At 53.9% G+C, this 18,320-nt stretch carries 18 protein-coding genes; 9 read left to right on the forward strand and 9 right to left on the reverse strand.

Annotated features, from left to right (window positions below; translation table 11 throughout):
- Positions 1-5: 5 nt before the first annotated feature.
- Positions 6-974: an adenylate/guanylate cyclase domain-containing protein gene (locus ACEWL3_RS00825; protein ID WP_386177143.1), complete on the reverse strand. Its 969-nt coding sequence runs from the start codon at positions 972-974 to the stop codon at positions 6-8.
- A 64-nt stretch (positions 975-1,038) separates the two neighbouring features.
- On the reverse strand, positions 1,039-2,520 hold the full coding sequence (locus ACEWL3_RS00830) for an ABC transporter substrate-binding protein (protein WP_386177144.1): 1,482 nt from the start codon (positions 2,518-2,520) through the stop codon (positions 1,039-1,041).
- 130 nt (positions 2,521-2,650) lie between these two features.
- Between ACEWL3_RS00830 and ACEWL3_RS00835 the strand changes: the two genes are divergently transcribed.
- Entirely contained in the window at positions 2,651-3,916 is a 1,266-nt protein-coding gene (locus ACEWL3_RS00835; protein ID WP_386177145.1) for an Hsp70 family protein, read from the forward strand.
- On the opposite strand, the gene ACEWL3_RS00840 is transcribed toward ACEWL3_RS00835, so the two are convergent.
- Entirely contained in the window at positions 3,913-5,193 is a 1,281-nt protein-coding gene (locus ACEWL3_RS00840; RefSeq protein ID WP_386177146.1) for an acetylornithine deacetylase/succinyl-diaminopimelate desuccinylase family protein, read from the reverse strand. The two genes, ACEWL3_RS00835 and ACEWL3_RS00840, sit on opposite strands and share 4 nt — an antisense overlap.
- 99 nt (positions 5,194-5,292) lie before the next feature.
- Complete coding sequence (locus ACEWL3_RS00845) at positions 5,293-6,546, reverse strand: aminotransferase class V-fold PLP-dependent enzyme (RefSeq protein WP_386177147.1); 1,254 nt, start codon at positions 6,544-6,546, stop codon at positions 5,293-5,295.
- Between the two features lie 141 nt (positions 6,547-6,687).
- On the opposite strand from ACEWL3_RS00845, the gene ACEWL3_RS00850 reads away from it, so the two are divergent.
- Positions 6,688-7,533, forward strand: a complete 846-nt coding sequence (locus tag ACEWL3_RS00850) for a formate/nitrite transporter family protein (protein WP_386177148.1) — start codon at positions 6,688-6,690, stop codon at positions 7,531-7,533.
- Between the two features lie 36 nt (positions 7,534-7,569).
- Complete coding sequence (locus ACEWL3_RS00855) at positions 7,570-8,499, forward strand: YihY/virulence factor BrkB family protein (protein WP_386177149.1); 930 nt, start codon at positions 7,570-7,572, stop codon at positions 8,497-8,499.
- Positions 8,500-8,520: 21 nt separating this feature from the next.
- Here the strand turns inward: ACEWL3_RS00855 and ACEWL3_RS00860 are convergent, their stop codons facing one another.
- A complete protein-coding gene (locus ACEWL3_RS00860) occupies positions 8,521-9,249 on the reverse strand; it encodes a Crp/Fnr family transcriptional regulator (protein WP_386177150.1) in 729 nt (242 codons plus the stop codon).
- Positions 9,250-9,336: 87 nt separating this feature from the next.
- Between ACEWL3_RS00860 and ACEWL3_RS00865 the strand changes: the two genes are divergently transcribed.
- Positions 9,337-9,687: a hypothetical protein gene (locus ACEWL3_RS00865; RefSeq protein ID WP_386177151.1), complete on the forward strand. Its 351-nt coding sequence runs from the start codon at positions 9,337-9,339 to the stop codon at positions 9,685-9,687.
- Positions 9,688-10,016: 329 nt separating this feature from the next.
- Here the strand turns inward: ACEWL3_RS00865 and ACEWL3_RS00870 are convergent, their stop codons facing one another.
- Both ACEWL3_RS00870 and ACEWL3_RS00875 read right to left on the reverse strand, forming a co-directional pair.
- A complete protein-coding gene (locus ACEWL3_RS00870) occupies positions 10,017-10,337 on the reverse strand; it encodes an ElaB/YgaM/YqjD family protein (protein ID WP_386177152.1) in 321 nt (106 codons plus the stop codon).
- Positions 10,338-10,506: 169 nt separating this feature from the next.
- Positions 10,507-11,316 (reverse strand): response regulator, encoded by an 810-nt coding sequence (locus ACEWL3_RS00875; protein WP_386177153.1) that lies wholly within the window; start codon positions 11,314-11,316, stop codon positions 10,507-10,509.
- A gap of 110 nt (positions 11,317-11,426) precedes the next feature.
- Between ACEWL3_RS00875 and ACEWL3_RS00880 the strand changes: the two genes are divergently transcribed.
- From ACEWL3_RS00880 to ACEWL3_RS00895, 4 genes are all read left to right on the forward strand, one after another.
- Complete coding sequence (locus ACEWL3_RS00880) at positions 11,427-11,582, forward strand: NepR family anti-sigma factor (protein WP_386177154.1); 156 nt, start codon at positions 11,427-11,429, stop codon at positions 11,580-11,582.
- Entirely contained in the window at positions 11,579-12,136 is a 558-nt protein-coding gene (locus ACEWL3_RS00885) for an RNA polymerase sigma factor (RefSeq protein ID WP_386177155.1), read from the forward strand. Before ACEWL3_RS00880 ends, ACEWL3_RS00885 begins: the two co-directional genes overlap by 4 nt.
- 32 nt (positions 12,137-12,168) lie before the next feature.
- On the forward strand, positions 12,169-13,860 hold the full coding sequence (locus ACEWL3_RS00890) for a sensor histidine kinase (RefSeq protein WP_386177156.1): 1,692 nt from the start codon (positions 12,169-12,171) through the stop codon (positions 13,858-13,860).
- A gap of 138 nt (positions 13,861-13,998) precedes the next feature.
- Entirely contained in the window at positions 13,999-14,157 is a 159-nt protein-coding gene (locus ACEWL3_RS00895; protein ID WP_386177157.1) for a hypothetical protein, read from the forward strand.
- 24 nt (positions 14,158-14,181) lie between these two features.
- On the opposite strand, the gene ACEWL3_RS00900 is transcribed toward ACEWL3_RS00895, so the two are convergent.
- Positions 14,182-14,733 carry a cupin domain-containing protein gene (locus ACEWL3_RS00900; RefSeq protein ID WP_386177158.1) on the reverse strand — a complete coding sequence of 184 codons (552 nt, stop codon included), beginning with the start codon at positions 14,731-14,733 and terminating at the stop codon, positions 14,182-14,184.
- Between the two features lie 184 nt (positions 14,734-14,917).
- On the opposite strand from ACEWL3_RS00900, the gene gabT reads away from it, so the two are divergent.
- A complete protein-coding gene (gene gabT, locus ACEWL3_RS00905; protein WP_386177159.1) occupies positions 14,918-16,318 on the forward strand; it encodes a 4-aminobutyrate--2-oxoglutarate transaminase in 1,401 nt (466 codons plus the stop codon).
- A gap of 74 nt (positions 16,319-16,392) precedes the next feature.
- On the opposite strand, the gene ACEWL3_RS00910 is transcribed toward gabT, so the two are convergent.
- Positions 16,393-18,009 (reverse strand): FMN-binding glutamate synthase family protein, encoded by a 1,617-nt coding sequence (locus ACEWL3_RS00910; RefSeq protein ID WP_386177160.1) that lies wholly within the window; start codon positions 18,007-18,009, stop codon positions 16,393-16,395.
- Positions 18,010-18,320: the final 311 nt, after the last annotated feature.

Here is an 18,320-nt window from a genome sequence, read left to right on the forward strand (position 1 = left end):
GATAGCTACCAAGCAAGGGAATGTATCAGATGCTCACCCTTGAGGCCCTTTAACGGCACCTCTACCGGATCTACGAAGTTGAAGCCATCGGCGTCGCCTACCATGACGCGCGTCGCCTCTGACACTCTGATGTTGCCCGGATCGCAGGTAGCTGCAACGCGCGCAGCCTTGTTAACGACCGTACCGACAAAGTCACCTTCGTTCTGGATAACATCACCGGTATGGATTTCGATCCGGATGCGCAGTTTCGGTTCGTCCGTCTGGGCGACCATCCCCCGTTGGATCGCAATCGCGGTCCGCATCGCAGCACCCGCCGATGCGAAGGTCGACAGCGTCCCGTCCCCAAGCGATTTGACCATCGTGCCACCTTCGGTCTGAATCTGCTGGGTGATCGAACCAATATGTTCCGTAACGATCCGGTTCCATCTGTGATCACCTGCGGCGGAGGCCAGTGCCGTACTGTCGACAATGTCTGTGAACATCACCGAGGCTATCCCGGTCTGAGTGCTTTCCACACGTTCGGCACGTGCGGCGACCAGCAAATCCTCGAAACGTCCCAACTCGTATCCCATGGCTTCGAGGTTAGGTTTGGGGTTGGAATTGTGGATATGCACGATCCGCCAAACACCATCTTCCATGGTGAAGATAAAGGTATTGCGAAAGGCGACCCGCAGGTTTGCCTCGGGCGAATATATGGTGAGCGTGGTATAAGCCCAGCCGAAATCACCGGCCTCATAGCCTGTTGCCTGGATATTCTCGGGCAACAGAACAGCCTGATCATCCGAATACTTTTCAAACGTCTCGCGCAGCGTATCCCCTTTGAACAGCTCGCCTTCATCCGACCCGATGTAAGTCAGTGCCTTGGAGGAGGAGAGCAGATTGGCTGCCGCGACGGAACGTCTGGCTGAATAGGCCTTGATCCACCGCGTCGCAATGGCGGCAAGTTCCGGGGAAGGGGTGAAAGGATCAGCCAAGCTTTTTTACTCCGACGGCGGCAGGGCCCCACGCGTGCAGGGCCCCTTCATTGTGCGCCGTGGCTTACTCGGCCCAGCTTACCGCTGTCAGATCAGTTGCCTGTGTCGGCGCGTTGTTCCACAACCCTTGAACGCCTGCCTTGGCCACCGACGTTGCCGCCAGTTGAAACAGATAACCGTTCACGTAATCCTCAGAAATCATGCGCTGGGCTTCTGCCATCATCTGGGTCCGCATCGCATCGTCTGTGGTGCTGTTCAGTTTGGTTATCAATTCTTGGAACGCGGGATTGTCGTACTGGAAATAGTAATCCGGTTTTGCATAAATTCCGATGTCCATTGGCTCGGTGTGGCTGACGATGGTCAGACCAAAATTCTTGCCTTTAAAAACAGTTTCCAGCCATTGCGCCCATTCGACATTGCGAATTTCGGCCTTGATGCCGACTGCAGCCAGTTGGGCTGCAATGATCTCACCGCCGCGCCGTGCATAAGAAGGCGGGGGCAGATCAAGCGTGGTCTCAAACCCGTCTGGAAACCCTGCCTCAGCCAGCAGCGCCTTGGCCTTTTCAGGGTCAAAACTGTTCATCCCAGTCAGATCGATATAGGCCGGGTTGTGCGGGGCAAAATGAGTCCCGATGGGGGTGCCATATCCGAACATCGCACCATCAATGATCGCTTGACGGTCAATCGCGTGGGCGATGGCCTCGCGGACTTTGACATTGTCAAAGGGTGGCATCTTGTTGTTGGTGGACAGGATCGTTTCCCCTTCGGTCGATCCGATCAGCACCTGAAACCTTGGATCGGCCTCAAACTGTGGCAGGTTTTCGGGGGCTGGAAATTGGGAAAAGACATCAACGTCTTCGGCCATCATCGCAGCAAAGGCCGCTGTCGGATCAGAGATGAATTTGAACGTGGCCTTGTCGAGTTTCGCTGGAGTGCCCCAATAGTCAGGGTTCTTTGAAAGCTCGATCTTGTCGCCCTGAGCCCAGTTGTCGAACTTGAACGCACCGGTACCGATCGGATTTTGCTTGATGTTCTCGATGCTTTCTGGTGCCACGATCACCGCGTCACCCCATGCGAGGTTAAACAGCATACTCCCGTTGGGCTCAGACAGCTTCACCTCAACCGTCAGCGGGTCAGTCACATTGACCTCAGAAATCGCGGCATAAAGCGCCTTTTGGGCATTCGCGCTATCTTCTGCACCAATCCGGTCGAGGCTGAATTTTACATCCTCGGCGTCCATTGTGGTACCATCGTGGAACTTGACGCCGTCATGCAGCTTGAAGGTGTAGGTCAAGCCATCGTCAGAGATTTCCCATGAAGAAGCCAATCCCGGCACAATGGACCCATCGCCCATGAACCGGGTCAGACCTTCGAACACATTGGAATACAGAACCGAATCAATGGCACCAGCGGCGGCTGATGTCGGGTCCAAATGCGGCGGCTCAAGCTGAAGCGCAACTGTGATGTCAGTTTGCTGTGCCGTGGCGGCCCCGGCAATCAGCGCCGCAGCACTGGCACCAAGAAATAGTGAGCGTAGGTGGAACATGGGTATCTCCCTGTTGATATTTAGCAAAGAGGTTAGCCAGATTCGTGTTGGTTCACCAGTGGCAAACCTTGTTGCGCCCTTTGTGTCATCGCGATAAGGCTCCGGCCTTCTTGATAGGCAAAGGTGCGTCATGGTTGCGTTATCCACCACGTTGGGCATCGATTTTGGGACCTCAAATTCCGCGGCGGGCGTGGCGATCAACGGTATGCCGCACTTGATTGATATCGAACCTGGCGAAAAGACGCTGCCGACGGCCGTGTTCTTTGATTTTGACGCGAAACAGACAGTTTTTGGCCGTCCGGCCCAAGCCGCGTTGATTGGCGGCGATGAAGGGCGTTACATGCGGGCGCTCAAGAGCCTGCTTGGTACATCGCTGATGCGTGAAAGCCGGGTTTTGTTGGGCAAGCGTATGGATTTCATTGAAATTGTTGGACGGTTTCTGGCCGAGATCAAGGCACGTGCCGAGGCGGCAACCGGTCAGAAGTTTCTCTGTGCCCTGTCAGGACGGCCTGTGATGTTTCACAGTGCTGATACCGGTCGCAATGAACAGGCGCTAGTTGATCTGACCGATTGCTATCACGCCGCCGGGTTCACGGACGTGCGATTTATGCCCGAACCAGAGGCGGCAGCGCTTGCCAATCGCGCCTTTTTGAACGCGGGGGATTTGGGGCTGATTGTGGATATTGGCGGTGGCACGTCAGACTTCACATTGTTCAGACATCAAGGCGATGCCGACATTGATATTATGGCCAGCAATGGTTTGCGGCTGGGGGGCACAGATTTTGACCGCGAACTGAGCCTCACGCACGTGATGCCCCATTTGGGCATGGGAAGTGACATCAAACATATGTTTGGCGGCGAGACCCATGTTGCACCTCAGTCGATGTTTGCTGATCTTGCAACCTGGCAAAAGATCCCCTTTCTCTACACCCGCGAAACCCGCCGCGCTGCCGAAGACCTTGCGCGCCATGCGATGGAACCGGATCTGTTGGCGCGGCTGGTGACGGTTCTGGAGGAAGAGCTGGGTCATGATCTGGCCTTTGCCGTTGAGGCTGCGAAAATCGCGGCGAACGATCCGAACGGGACAGCACCCCCAGAGATCAAACTGGACATGCTGGAACGTGGTCTGCACCTGCCGCTGCCTGCGGCGATGATGGCGGCGACGCTTGCCCAGATGGCGGGCAAGATTGCTGATGCTGCCATGCAGACCGTTGATCAGGCCGGATTGGCCAAAGATAATGTTTCGCGGCTGATTTTTGTGGGCGGGTCAAGTTTGATGGGGGTGGTCGATGCGGCCCTTCGGCGCGAATTTCCAAAGGCCGAAGTGCATCAGGCAGCGGCCCTGACCGGTGTGGTTGATGGCTTGGCGCTGGCCGCCGCCACCGCGTTTGATTAGACCTTTGGCAGTAGCAGCGATTCCAGGGCGGCACCCATGACACATGCCGCATCGACCATATCGTCTATGCCAATATATTCATCCGGCTTATGGGCGAGTTCCAATATGCCGGGACCGTATGCGATGCAGTTCTTGAGCTTGCCAATGCGGTCGATGTGTTTCTGATCATAGGTCCCGGGCGAGGCGACGTATTCAGGACTTTTGCCAATCACATCCTCAATGGCTTTTGCCACGGTTCGGACCACAGGCGCATCCCGGTCTGTCATGGACGGCAAAACTGAGTTTATCTCGGTCAGCTCATAGTCGAAATCAGCGCGGGTCGCGCGTAACCCGTCCAACAACGCGGTGATCTCATCGCGCACCTGATCAAGAGGCTCTTCGACCAGAAAACGTCTATCAATCACGATGCGACAGGAATCCGGGACGCAGTGCGCCGGCAGGCCAGTGAAATCGCTGTCAGGCTCTTTTTGCCCACCATGGATTGAGTTGATGTTCATGGTGGACGACCGCGCGCCTTGCGGAACAACAGGCATATCTGTGTGACGAGCGGCCATTGCCGGGAAAAGCTTGTCCTCGAACTCTGACAAGACGGCACCCATATGGCGCACTGCGCAGTCGCCCAGGAACGGCATCGAGCCGTGGGCAATCTCACCCTTTGTTTCAATTTCAGCCCACCATCCACCACGATGGCCGAGACAAATACGGTCTTTGTTCAGCGGTTCGGGGATGATCACATGCTGGACACGGGCCGGGTCAAAATACCCATGCTCAGCCAGATAAGCGACCCCGCCATATCCGCCCGATTCCTCGTCTGCTGTGCCAGAAATCTCGATCGCGCCGGAAAATTCAGGGTGTGTTTCGATAAACGCCTCTGCGGCGATGATCGACGACGCCAGGCCGCCTTTCATATCACAGGTGCCTCGCCCGTAGATTTTGCCGTCAGACACCTCGGCCCCAAACGGATCAAACGTCCAGCCTGCACCAACCTCGACCACATCTGTGTGGCTGTTGAAATGCACGCAATCACCGCTGCGCGCGCCGGTTCGGCGCGCGACGATATTCCAGCGCGGATATTTATCGCCGTCCCCCGGTGTACCGACGGCGCGGATCAGTTCGGTTTCAAAGCCATGGCCGGACAGGCGTTTGTCCAGATATTCGCAGATCTGGCGATAATTTCCGCCCGGTGGGTTCAGGGTGGGGATGCGGATCAAATCCTGCGTCAGCGCGATCAGATCGTCGCGTTTGGCGGTAACGGCGTTTGAAAGAATGCTCTTCATTTCCGCATGGTTCAACGGTTGCGTCCGGTTGGCAAGCGGCGAGTTTGGTAAAGGCGTCGCATTTCGGTATTTTGAAAGGGTGAAGGAGAGGGTTAATCTTCAACCTGCAATGTCCTTCATTGCCGCCAGCAGGCTGCGCACCTCGTCCAATGTATTGTAGTGGCACAGCGATACGCGCACGGCTGCGTCCAATCCCAACGGGGTAAGGATATTGCCGGAATAATGATCCGCGCGGCGGATATGGGTGCGAATGCCCTCAGCATTCAATTTGTCGACGATATCGCTGGCAGGAACGTGGTCGAGGGCAAAGCACACCAACCCTTCGCGATCCGGGTTGTCCGCACCGCCAAGGACCGTCACACCCGGCAGATCGGCCAAACCTGGCAGATTTCCAATACCCCGTAGCATCGCATCTGTCAGCGTTTGTTCATGATCATGGATTGCCCTGCCCGCAGCCTCAATTTTTGCGCGTGGGTCAGTTGTGTCTGACACCTTTTCGCCCAGCCATTCGAAATACCGCACCACGTCTGAGAATGTCGCATAAGACCCTGTATCGCGCGTGCCCATTTCCCAATTCCCAGTCGGGCCGTTCCTAAGCGTTTCAATTGGCAGCGCAGTGAGCCGATCAGACGCCCAGGCCACACCATATCCATGACGCGAAAAGACCTTGTAAGGCGATACCACATAGCCGTCGATGTCATAGCTTGCGATGTCGATGTGACCGTGGCTGGCGTGTTGGATGCCGTCGACAAAGATGAACGCATCGGGTGAAACCACCCTGATCGCGGCAGAAATTGCCGCAACATCGTTTGCGATACCTGTCACCGGCGATGTATGCAGAATTGTGGCCACACGAACATCTGGCGTCATCTGACTGGCATACATTTCTGCCGTCACCTGACCCGTCGCATTATTATGGGCTACATCAATATAGGGTTTCCCGGCCATTTCCGCCCAATGAAGTGCGGCACTGCGCGATGCGGGGTGTTCAATGGACGACCCAATGACCGACCCACCCGGCGCTGACCCCATAATCGCGGTGCGGATGAGCCTGAAGGACAGCTCAGTTCCGGATTCACCCACAAAAAACGTGCCGTCAGCTGAGTTAAAGAATAATGCCATGTCGGCCTTGGCGCGGGTAATCACATCGACCAATGCCGCTGATGCGGGATTATCGCGGCCTTGGTTGTCTGGGATGGCGGCAAAGATCGCGGATGTTTCCACCGCTGATTTTAGGGTCAGCGCCCCACCGGCGTTTTCAAAAAAAATCCGCGGACCAGAAAATGGGCAGGTTTCCACATGTGCAAACCGGTTGCGGATATCACTGGTCAGCGTTGGTGAATTGGTGATCATTCTCTGTCCTTATGCTATCACGCGCATCTTTGCGGGTCTTACAGGTCCTGCAAGGTGTTTTGCGACATAGTGCTGATCTTTTTTGCTAGGCCCCCGGAGAAAATGCGCTAAGTCACCCGAAAGTACATTAAGGAAAGAAAAATGGCCCCGCTTATCCAACATCGCCCGAAAAACAACACTGTCGAAGAGGCAGCCGAGGAAAGATCGGTCAGTGAAGCTGCTGCGCTGTCACCGAAGCTGATTTATGAGGTGATCCGCCGCGAAGGTGAAGAAGAGTTGGCGCGGTCCAAAAAGTCACTGATGTGGTCAGGGATTGCGGCAGGTATGCTGATCAGCCTATCAGTCCTCGGAGAGGCGATTTTTCGGACCCATTTACCGGATACATCCTATCGGTTCCTAATTGAGAATTTGGGATATTCCCTTGGGTTTCTGGCGGTCATCATGGGCCGGATGCAGCTTTTTACGGAAAACACCATTACGACGGTTTTGCCAGTGATGAAGGCCCGCTCTTGGCGGGCATTTGGAAGTATGATGCGTCTTTGGGCGATCGTTCTTTCAGCGAACGTTATCGGTGCATTTGCCGCTGCTGCGCTGTTTGTTTTTACCCCAGCTTTGCCTTCTGATCTGATGCCCGCGATTGAAGAATTATCGCGCCATGCAACAGGGATGGGTGCAGGCGAAGGGTTTTGGCGGGCAATCCCCGCAGGTATCATTGTGGCACTGATTGTCTGGATGCTGCCTCAGGCGGATGAAGCAGCGTTTTTCCTGATCCTGACGTTCACTTGGCTGATTGCTGCAGGTGATTTTACACATATCGTAGCAGGATCGGTTGAGATGGCTGTGCTCATGCTGCAAGGGCAGTTAAGCGCGGGTCCGGCTGTTTTTGGATTCTTTCTGCCAGTGCTCGCGGGCAATATCATCGGCGGTACATTGATCTTTACATTGGTTGCCTGGGGGCAGGTACGCGATGATGTCGAGCCCAGCTAGGCAGCCGAAACCGAATATTGATGAATTGAGCGACTGATGAAACGGACACCCCCGACAAACCCCAAGGTATATTGGGCCGCACTGAAGGCGAGCGTTAACCATATTTCAGAGAACAATATTAGCCTGGTTTCCGCAGGTGTGGCGTTCTTTGCCATGTTGTCAATCTTTCCGGCGCTCGCCGCATTGATCGCGATCCTTGGGCTGATTTCTGATCCGGTCGTCGTCATCGCACAGCTTGAGTCAATTCGGGGCTTTTTGCCCAATGATGTCTACCAGATCGTCAACGATCAGGTGGTGTCGCTGGTCTCTGCGCGGGCTGACGCGTTGGGGTGGGCGGGATTGCTGTCGTTGGTTGCCGCACTCTGGTCAGCGCGGGCAGGCGTGGGGGCCATGATGATCGGCTTGAACAACGTCTATAACGAGCGCAACCGAGGTGCGGCAGGGCATTATTTTCGGGCATTGTTGCTGACCATCGGGCTGGTTGCAGTTGGGATCACGGCATTGCTTACTGTTGTTGTGGCACCAGTTGTCCTGGCGTTTATTCCGCTCGGGCCTTTCGGGAATTTCATTGCTGACCTTGTGCGGTGGTCCATTGCCATCACCGTCTTATTGGCTGGGGTTGGTGTGCTTTATCGGTATGGCCCAAACCGCCGCCCGGCGCGAATTCAATGGCTGTCCTTCGGTGCCATCCTTGCCGTCGTATCATGGGCGATTATTTCGGTCGGGTTCTCATATTACGTTGCCAATTTTGGCAATTATAATCAGGTCTATGGGTCAATCGGGGCTGTGATCGCGATGCTGATCTGGCTATGGATAAGCAGTTTTCTCGTTCTTCTGGGCGCATCTCTGAATGCACAGATTGAATTACGTACGAGGCCGGACAGCACCGTTGGCGACCCAAAGCCGTTGGGCAAACGAGGGGCCTATGCCGCTGATAATGTCGTCGAAGTCTCAGACGACGCATGAGGCGGCAAGCACATTGCAGTGTCAGAGGAATGGCCGTTGAGGTGCCTTTTCAAGCGACATGATGGCAATGTCTGCCAGAGATTTTACATCGTTTATCTGCAGCATCCGATCTGACCAAGAGGCCAGTTGCCGGTCTTTTAACTTGCCCAGTGTTTTGTTTGTGTGAACCAGAGACAAGCCCAATGCGTCGGCCAAGTCTCGTTGTGTATAGGGCAATTCCATCTGGTTATTCGTGACCATGCCAAGCGCATCACCTCGCTGAAAAATTTTGACCAGAGCCCACGCAATTGCCTGAATTGCCGTACGTTGCCCGACAGACGCTAGCGTTTCACCCAAAAAGTGTTCTTCGATTGCAGCGAGCCAGGTGATGTCGAAAGCCCTTGCCGGGTTGGATTTGAAAAACTGCCAGAACTCTGACCGATTAAAGACACAGAGCCGCATGTGCGTTCGTGCCTCGACGGAATGGCCCATTTTACCAAGAATACCTGCTTGCAATCCAATGAAATCCCCGGGAAAAACAAAGTTGAGAACTTGGCGTTCGCCGTTCTCTAGCATCTTGTCGCGGATCCCCATCCCGGACAGGGCGGTAAAAAGCTGCGGCGCGTTTGACCCTTCCATTAAAATGGGTGTCCCAGGTTCCACGGTGAGTTCGCCAGCTTTAAACTTCTGCATGAACTCCAGATCGTCTTTTGACATACGCACAAAAAGTTCTTTGCGCTGCAGGGGGCAGTATCGACACTTTGTAGCCATCGTTTTCTTTGCCTCTCAGTATGTCACAGTTTAATGCATGATCGCCTGTCGCACAGTAATTGTCATCCTTAATAAGGAAACAAGCGCATGCGATTTCTCGTCTACGAACAAGATCCTTTGGTGCGAATCGATATCATCGAAACTTTAAAAGACGCGTTTTGCGGCGTCATTCATATGATCGAAGATCTCCGGGATCTTGCCCGGTTCGATGAGCAGCAGGCCGCACCGTCTGTCGTCATTCTTTCGGTCTCTGGCCAAGATGCTTTGGGCGGCAACAGCGAGACATTGTCATTTGCCGAACGTGCGGGGCTGGTTATTATCTGCGATGACATTCCGGCCGAAAATGGCAACCGTTCAGCAGCACAATTTGTGCCCCGCCCGTTCAATTCTACTACGCTCGTATCGGCGGTCAGAAACGCGCTGTCTTCCCAGCAGTGAGGCCAGCCATAAACGCGGCTATGATCGATGTCAGACTGGTGGACGACGTTGGCGCTGCTGCGGCCAATGCTGCGGCGCGCCCGCGGCGTCTTGCATGACTGCGCATCGACATAACAGCCAACAATAGGAACCCCACGCCTGAATAAATGCCGCCTAAGATGAGTGCCGTGATGAAAGGTGTTGTCAGCGTGGCAAGCAATAGCCAAGCAGCCGCAGTCAAAAAGCCTAACCCGATCAAAAGCAAGAAAGCCGCGGCCAGTCCCAACACAGCAGTGTGCGCGGTTCTGGTCGCGGCCCTCTGCAAGTGGTATGTCAGCATCGCCAACATGTTATCGGCGCGCCGTGATCAAACCCACGAGAAAACCGACGCCAGCGGCGATGCCCAAGGCGGTTGCCGGTTGCGTGCGAATGAATTCTTCTGCCTGCTGCTGTGCCTCAAGCGCCTTAACCCGTCCGGCGGTTGTCAGATCGTCGACAGTCTCTTTCGCGGTGCGCGACGCCTCTTCTGACTTGGCCTTGCCGTAAGCACCCAGTGTATTTGTCAGGGCAGCGATGTCATTTTTCAGAACCGCGATCTGGTCTGAAAGGTCTCCTACTGTCACGTCATGAGCTGACTTGGTATCTCTGTTGGCGGTTTTCGCAGAAACCATTGGTACTCTCCTTCACCTTTTTTCTTTCGTTACAATCAAACCCCGGTTGACGCAGAAAGTTCCCATTAGATGGGAAATAGCAGATTTTGGTTGCTCACTTTTCAAACAAGTGAGTGCCAAAGATGCCAGGCACCCACTTGCAATTAACATCGCGCATCGCCCAAGCTGCTCAGCTGTGTAGTGTTTCGGTCGACGAAAAGAACATCGCTTGTGACACCGCAGAAACTACCTGATCAACCGAATAGGGTTTGGAGATCAGGAATGCCGGTTCAGGTTTATCGCCTGTCAACAAGCGTTCAGGAAAGGCAGTGATAAAGATAACGGGGCGGTTCCCCAATTCTGCCAGCAAGTCATTCACAGCGTCAATGCCAGATGAGTTGTCCGCCAGCTGGATATCGGCAAGTATCAGATCGGGCACATCTGATTTGCCTAACTCTACGGCCTCATCTCTGGTGCGTGCGATGCCGGTGATGCGATGACCCATATCCGACACGATCGATTCGATATCCATCGCAATAATCGCCTCATCCTCAATGATCATCACCGAACCAGCGGTACTGTCGGCCATTTCCTGACGCGCTATAGAAACAAGCCCTTCTGCTTCGGGTTGGTCAACGCCGATGATCTCGGCAATCTCAGAAAACGAAAACCCTTCGATTGTATGCAGCAACAGCGCCTCGCGGCTGTTGTTGGTTAAGCTTGCCAAGCGTTTTTGCGCTTTGGCCCGTGCACCGCTTTCACCTTCTTCCACGGGTGCGCCGGCGCTGGACCAGATGCCGTACAAAATTTTGAACAGACCTGTCTTTGTATCTGACCCATCCAACACCGAACGATCGGCAAGGATTGCCTCAAGAGTGGCCGCTGCGAATGTGTCTCCGCTTTGCTGACTGCCTGTCATGGCCCGCGCGAACCGACGCAGAAACGGGATATTTGCCCCCAACTCATCGCTAATATTGCGGGTCTCAGTTACGTCGTTCATGGATAGCAGTCCTTTTTTTGCATTTTCGGGAACCAAACACCGCAAGCCTGCGTTTAGTTCCGTTGAAAGCTGAAATTATTGATTTGAACTACTGAAGCCAGAGGTAAGTTGTGCAATCCCGAAAGAAAGATGAGCGTGAGCGTGTGATCGATGAAAACCTCAAGCGTGTTTTCGAAGAAACACTGGATGAAGGGATACCGGACCGGTTCAAGCTCCTGTTAGATCAGCTCAAACAGCAGGACGCCAAACAAGGGTCCGACAAATGATCAATAAGGATCCGCGTAACGAACTGGTAGAGCACCTGCCGGCAATGCGCGCGTTCGCAATCAGCTTGACCCGCAACGGCGCGATTGCAGATGATATGGTTCAGGATACCTTGGTCAAGGCGTGGACGAACATCGAGAAATTTCAGGCTGGAACGAACATGCGAGCCTGGTTGTTTACGATCCTGCGCAACACTTATTATTCATCCCGTCGCAAGGCCCGAAGAGAGGTTGCAGATGTGGATGGAGTGTTTACGGAAAGCCTGGCAGAGAAGCCGGCGCATGATGGCCACATGCAAATGACCGACTTTCGAAAAGCGTTGGCGAAATTGCAGGATGAACAACGCGAGGCGCTTTTGCTTGTTGGTGCGTCGGGATTCTCTTACGAGGAAGCAGCGGAGATGTGCGGCGTGGCGGTCGGAACGATCAAGAGCCGGACCAGCAGGGCACGTGCAAGATTGGCCGAACTGATGGGACATGACGAAAACGAGTCGCTGGAAATGACCGATGACGCGACAATGTCAGTTCTATCCGCGTCAAAAGTGTCTTCTTTCTGACAATGACTTCTGGTTTTCTTTCTGGCGGCCTGATGCGCGGTTTGGCAGTGCGGGTATTGTTTTTCCTGTCGCTCGCTCTTTTGCCGATCGGATTGATTGCGATTGTGCAAACCCGCCAAATCGCAGATCAGAGCAGAGCAAGTGCAGAATTGTCATTGCTTGCGGTGACTGAGCAGGCCTCGGGCGCGGAGCGCCGGGTCCTTCAGGAAGCTTTTGGGGCGGCAGAGGCATTGTCCGCCCTTGTTAGGTTAAGACGAAACAACAGCCAGGAATGCTCAGAATTCCTGAGAGAGTATAAAGAGGCGTCGAAAATCTACAGCTTGGTTGGATTTATTCCAATCGATGGTCTGATGCAGTGCTCTTCATCCGCTGAATCCCGTGATTTTTCTACAAATAAAGGATTCCAAAGCGCGCTGCGCCGGGGCGAGCGTCAAGCCTCAGTGCGGGGGATCGGTGTCGTGAGTGGGAAACACGTGATCATCGTTAATTCCCCGGTTTTTGAAGATGATGAATTGATTGGCTTTATGGCGATCTCGATCCCATCGACGACGTTTGAGGGTGTTGATGAGCCCCCTCTCGCCATAGCGCCACTGTCACTCATGACCTTCAATCAAGATGGAGAGATTCTGACCACCGAACGGTCGCCAAATGTTGCTCAGAATGAGGTCCCAGCCAACATAGAACTTTCGCTGTTTACAGAAAACAACACGCACGTTTTCCTTGCCACCAACCAGTCGGGTCAAGAACGCGCCTATGCCATCTTGCCTATCGTTCCCGACGCCGTATATGCGTTAAGCGTTTGGCATTCAGATACACCGTTCCTGCAATCAGATATCTCGACTCGGCTCAGCGCAATGTTGCCAATTTTGATGTGGGTGGCCAGTCTGGTCGTCGCATTTTTGGCATTGAATCGGCTGGCGTTGACACACATTCGAAAACTCGGACGTCAGATGCGCCGATTTGCGATCAACCGCACCCTGCCGCGCGATACATTGAGCCCGAGTGTGCCAATTGAATTGGTAAAAATGGAAAGCGCCTTTATCGAGATGGCTGAATCGATTCTGCGCGATGAAGCGACCCTCGAAGATAGCCTGCGTGAAAAGAATATCTTGTTGAAAGAGGTGCATCACCGGGTCAAAAATAACCTGCAGCTGATTTCGTCAATTATGAACATGCAGATCAGGCAATCGGATTCGGAAGACGCAAAAACTGTGCTTCGTCGGTTGCAAGACCGTATCCTGAGCCTCGCGACGGTTCACAAAAGCCTCTATCAGAACACGGATTTGGCCAGCGTCGATGCCGGTGTTCTTCTTCATGAAGTTGTGAACCAATTGCTGGCTGTCGGGTTTGCGCCAGGCTCAAATGTGAAGGTTTCCCAGCATTATGATCCAATTATTCTGAACGCCGATGATGCTGCACCCTTAACGTTGCTTGCATCAGAGGCGATGACGAACGCGCTGAAATATGTGTCTCATGCGCCCAAAGACAAAGGGCAGATCACCATCAATCTGTCCTACGATGGTCCCGACCGGGCGCAGCTTTTGATTGCGAACACCACTGCGATTGGGCCGGTTGTTTCGGGCACCGGTTTGGGTTCAACCCTCATCCTCGCATTTGCACGTCAACTTAACGGTCAAGTCGAAGTGGGCGAAACTGATGGCCAGTACCAAATGACTGTGAATTTTCCGGTCCCGCCTAGAAACAAAGAAATCTACGACTATTGAATGTGAGTTAACGCCACCTAAATCTGCGTCGATCACAACGGCTCTTGCAACACAGATGACGAGAGCAATCAATTATTTTGGAACAGAATTCTTGACCGGATCGTTAGAATGTAACGAGACGATCGAAAGGATAATCACATGACCACAGAGCTCTTTCTGGGCAGCCTGACGATCCTGACCCTCGCCGGGATCATCATTATTGCCCTGACCACGAATGACCGGGTCAGCCGACCGAAAAATTCCAATGGGGATACCGGTCGGGCTGACAGGCAGTCACGACCAAATTCTGATCGGTGATCCGGCATCCTATGTGCCGTCCCCTTAGAAACTGGGCGGTGTGCATGCGCTGACTATTACGCATACTGCGTCATCCAGATTTCGAAAACGATGAGGCAAGCGGCTGTCAAAGAGATATCCGTCGCCGACATTCAGGACCGCCACGTTCCCATCGACGGTCACTTCGATTGACCCTCGCACAACGATTCCAGCCTCTTCGCCATTATGTGACAACAATTCCGGTCCGGTATCTGCACCAGCAGGATAGGTTTCATGCAATACCTGCAAAGCATGGTGCTCTGCATTTCCCAACTGGCGAAGTGACACCTGCCCTTCGCTGACGGGCGCGATTTCCGTAAACTCTTCAGCCTTGTAAAAGACCTTTGGGGCTTGGGATTCCTCAAGTGTCGAAAAGAACTCGGCCATACTGATTGGAATGGCATCAAGCAGGCTTTTGAGTGACGCGACAGAGGGGCTTGTGCGGTTCTTCTCGATCAGAGAAATTGTGCCATTGGTCAGACCGGCACGCGCCGCCAATTCCCTTTGGGACAAGCCGCGCTGTTTCCTGATGGTTCTGAGTTTGTGACCAATGTCCAACGGTGCGACCCTCATAGTAGCTGTGGTATGTTCCTAGCGTTTGCATCGGGGTTTGTCACAGGCAAAATCCGGCCCAATGCGCCGGGCCTTCGAATGCGTTGCATTATCCCAATTGACAATTATATTAAACATCCTAAGACGATTTTTTAAACGCATGTTGGCGTTTGAAGCAAAGGAATTTGATATGTCCAGCACCGCAAAGAAACCCCGCCGCAAGGCCGTCGCGAAAAAGAAGACGCAGATGGAAGCCGTAAAGAACATCGTATCTCAGGCAGTCGCTGCTGCCGATATTACCAACGCGCAGATGGTTGATCGCCGTGAGGCCGCTGTACCGCGTGGCGTTGCGTCAGCGGCACCCATCTATGCAAAGTATGCAGAAAATGCAGAGCTTTGGGATGTTGAAGGCAACCGGTACATCGATTTTGTCGGCGGAATTGGCGTTTTGAACACGGGCCACCGTCACCCCAAGGTGATCGCTGCGGCCAAGGCGCAGGAAGATCAATATACGCATACGTCCTTTCAGGTTGTCCCTTACGGCCCTTACATTGAATTGGCAGAAAAACTGAACGCGCTGGCTCCTGGTGACGCGCCCAAGAAAACGCTGCTTGTTACCACAGGTGCCGAGGCGGTGGAAAACGCCGTCAAGATCGCCCGTGCCGCAACTGGTCGTTCTGGTGTGATCGCCTTTACCGGTGGCTATCATGGCCGCACATTGCTGACGCTGGGCATGACCGGTAAGGTATCGCCCTATAAAAAAGACATAGGTCCTTTCCCGTCCGATATCTATCGCGCACCTTTCCCATCCGTGCGTGATGGCATTACCGTCGATGACGCAATCATCGGCCTCAAGAACCTGTTTCTGACTGATGCGCAGCCCGAACGTGTGGCGGCGATCATCATTGAGCCGGTTCTGGGCGAAGGTGGGTATACGCCTGTGCCTTTTGAAATGATGCAACAGCTTCGCGAGATCTGCGATCAGCATGGTATCTTGTTGATTGCTGACGAAGTGCAGGCTGGTTTCGGCCGCACCGGCACCTGGTTTGCGATCGAACATTCTGGTGTTGTTCCCGACTTGATCACAGTGGCCAAATCAATGGCGGGTGGCTATCCTCTGGCGGGTGTTATTGGCCGCGCGGATATCATGGATGCGATGATCCCCGGCGGCTTGGGTGGCACATACGGGGGCAACCCTGTCGCCTGCGCCGCGGCATTGGCTGCGATCAACGCGATCGAAGAAGAAGGCCTGCTGGCGCGATCCACTGCGATGGGCGAAACCTTCAAAGCACGCTTTGCCGAAATCGGTGAGCGCGCGGCACCCTTCCGTTTCTGGGATATTCGCGGATTGGGCGCGATGGTTGCCGTTGAGTTTGTGACCGACTTTGACAGCGCCAAACCCGATGCGGATTTTACCAAGCGCGTCATTGCTCACGCGCTCAAGCGCGGTCTGCTGCTGCTGAGCTGCGGCTTGCACGGCAACGCCCTGCGCGTGATGGTGCCGCTGACGGCATCAGACGCAATCGTGGAAGAAGGCTTGGCGATCTTTGAAGCCGCAGTTGTTGCAGCGATTGCTGAAGAAGCACACTAAGTTAACCAAATCGCATAAAGGGCGCGCTGAGAAGTCAGCGCGCCCTTTTTCGTTCAAGCCGATCTGTGTGGTGCTCAATCCACTGGTGCAAAGCTTTCTGCACGGGCGCGCGCCCATCGCGACTTGTTGCCACCAAAGTCGGTCGCAGCATCATCCAACAGATATCCTTCTGGCAGATAAGCGTAAACTTGATCACCCTGGACCATGCTGCTGTCGCCCTGACGCAGCATTAAATGACGAGGCTGAAAGTCGCTTGGGTGCGACAGGCCCGCCGCGCCGGTCATTTCAGCCAAGGCTTCCATTGTGTTGCGATGAAAACGGGCCACACGTTCGCTTTTGTGACCCACATCCAATGCCCGCTGACGAATTTTGTCTTGGGTTGCGACACCGACGGGGCAATGATTCGTATGACAAGCCTGCGCCTGAATACATCCGATCGAGAACATGAAGCCGCGGGCGGAGTTGCACCAATCTGCGCCCATCGCCAGCGTCCGGGCGATGTCATATGCAGAAACAACTTTCCCGGCGGCACCAATCTTGACCTGATCGCGAATGCCCGCGCCGCGCAGCGTATTGTGGACAAAGGTCAGCCCCTCCACCATCGGCATACCGACGTGATTTGAAAACTCAACCGGTGCGGCCCCGGTGCCGCCTTCGGTACCGTCCACCACAATAAAGTCGGGGATGATTTTTGTTTCCAGCATCGCTTTGACAATACACATAAATTCACGTTGGTGCCCAATACAGAGCTTGAACCCCACGGGCTTTCCGCCTGACAGGTCCCGCAATTCTTTCAAGAATTGCATCATCTCAATTGGCGTCGAAAAGGCGGAATGCGCCGCAGGTGATACGCAGTCCTGTCCCATCGGCACGCCACGCGCCTCCGCGATCTCTTCGCTGATCTTAGAGGCAGGCAACATGCCACCATGTCCGGGTTTGGCCCCCTGGCTCAGCTTCAATTCGATCATCTTGATCTGATCAAGTGACGCGGTTTCGGTAAACTTGTCTGCGTCAAATGTGCCGTCTTTGGCGCGGCATCCAAAATACCCTGACGCCACTTGATAGATAAGGTCACCACCGCCCGCCTTGTGATACCTGCTGACGGATCCTTCGCCCGTGTCATGCGCAAATCCACCCAGCTTGGCACCCGTGTTGAGGGCCTGAATGGCATTGGCAGAGAGCGACCCAAAGCTCATGGCAGAGATGTTGTAAAGCGACGCCGAATAGGGTTTTTTGCACGCTTTGTTACCAATTTCGACGCGAAAACTTGTATCAGTGATGTGTTTTGGCTGCACGGAATGCGTGACCCAAGAATATCCGGCGTCGTATACCCGCATCCGAGTGCCAAAGGGCCGTGCATCTTCTTGGCCCTTGGCGCGTTGGTACACAAGGCTGCGGTCATCGCGGCTGAACGGCTCCTCATCCTGATCAGATTCGATCAGATATTGCCGAATCTCAGGGCGAATGCCCTCAAAGAAGAACCGCATATGCCCCAACACAGGGTAATTGCGCAGAATTGAATGCTTGGTCTGTATAAGATCATAAAGCCCCATCCCCGACAGCACCCCAAAAAGGCCAAGCGGCAAGATAAACCAGATGGACCAGGCGAGCATTAGAGTGAAGGAAGCAAGGGTAAGCACCAGCACGCCAATAAGCGGCACGAAGCGGGTCAGCGAATGCAGGTTAGGCATATGATTCCATTCATAAGTTATCGCGATGTTTCAATTTTAGCCGACTTTGACAGGATTGTGAGACCGTGCAAGCCATTGGTTTAAAATCTGGTAAGTTTGTCTATAATATTAAACAGAAGGGCATGGCCACAACCTCTCATTGAAACATAATAAATAGAAATAAACATCAATAACAGAGACTTAGACTAAATTGTGATGCCAGCTTATTGCCTGCTTGATCATAATTTCAAACGTGCCTAACCTGTCGATTAGAATCTTGTGCGCAAGTTGCCACGTTTCTCGGAAGAAATTGGGGCCTCAAGTGGCTTTTT

This window comes from Sulfitobacter sediminivivens, from assembly GCF_042611115.2.
GTDB lineage: Bacteria > Pseudomonadota > Alphaproteobacteria > Rhodobacterales > Rhodobacteraceae > Sulfitobacter > Sulfitobacter sediminivivens.

Excerpts from the sequence above, each read along its gene's own strand:
- ACEWL3_RS00870 (WP_386177152.1), bottom strand. The coding sequence starts at position 10,337 with ATGGTTTCTGCGAAAACCGCCAACAGAGATACCAAGTCAGCTCATGAC.
- ACEWL3_RS00860 (WP_386177150.1), bottom strand. The coding sequence starts at position 9,249 with ATGGCTACAAAGTGTCGATACTGCCCCCTGCAGCGCAAAGAACTTTTT.
- ACEWL3_RS00830 (WP_386177144.1), bottom strand. The coding sequence starts at position 2,520 with ATGTTCCACCTACGCTCACTATTTCTTGGTGCCAGTGCTGCGGCGCTG.
- ACEWL3_RS00865 (WP_386177151.1), top strand. The coding sequence starts at position 9,337 with ATGCGATTTCTCGTCTACGAACAAGATCCTTTGGTGCGAATCGATATC.
- ACEWL3_RS00855 (WP_386177149.1), top strand. The coding sequence starts at position 7,570 with ATGAAACGGACACCCCCGACAAACCCCAAGGTATATTGGGCCGCACTG.
- ACEWL3_RS00885 (WP_386177155.1), top strand. The coding sequence starts at position 11,579 with ATGATCAATAAGGATCCGCGTAACGAACTGGTAGAGCACCTGCCGGCA.
- ACEWL3_RS00890 (WP_386177156.1), top strand. The coding sequence starts at position 12,169 with ATGCGCGGTTTGGCAGTGCGGGTATTGTTTTTCCTGTCGCTCGCTCTT.
- ACEWL3_RS00840 (WP_386177146.1), bottom strand. The coding sequence starts at position 5,193 with ATGAAGAGCATTCTTTCAAACGCCGTTACCGCCAAACGCGACGATCTG.
- ACEWL3_RS00845 (WP_386177147.1), bottom strand. The coding sequence starts at position 6,546 with ATGATCACCAATTCACCAACGCTGACCAGTGATATCCGCAACCGGTTT.
- gabT (WP_386177159.1), top strand. The coding sequence starts at position 14,918 with ATGTCCAGCACCGCAAAGAAACCCCGCCGCAAGGCCGTCGCGAAAAAG.
- ACEWL3_RS00850 (WP_386177148.1), top strand. The coding sequence starts at position 6,688 with ATGGCCCCGCTTATCCAACATCGCCCGAAAAACAACACTGTCGAAGAG.
- ACEWL3_RS00875 (WP_386177153.1), bottom strand. The coding sequence starts at position 11,316 with ATGAACGACGTAACTGAGACCCGCAATATTAGCGATGAGTTGGGGGCA.
- ACEWL3_RS00910 (WP_386177160.1), bottom strand. The coding sequence starts at position 18,009 with ATGCCTAACCTGCATTCGCTGACCCGCTTCGTGCCGCTTATTGGCGTG.
- ACEWL3_RS00835 (WP_386177145.1), top strand. The coding sequence starts at position 2,651 with ATGGTTGCGTTATCCACCACGTTGGGCATCGATTTTGGGACCTCAAAT.
- ACEWL3_RS00895 (WP_386177157.1), top strand. The coding sequence starts at position 13,999 with ATGACCACAGAGCTCTTTCTGGGCAGCCTGACGATCCTGACCCTCGCC.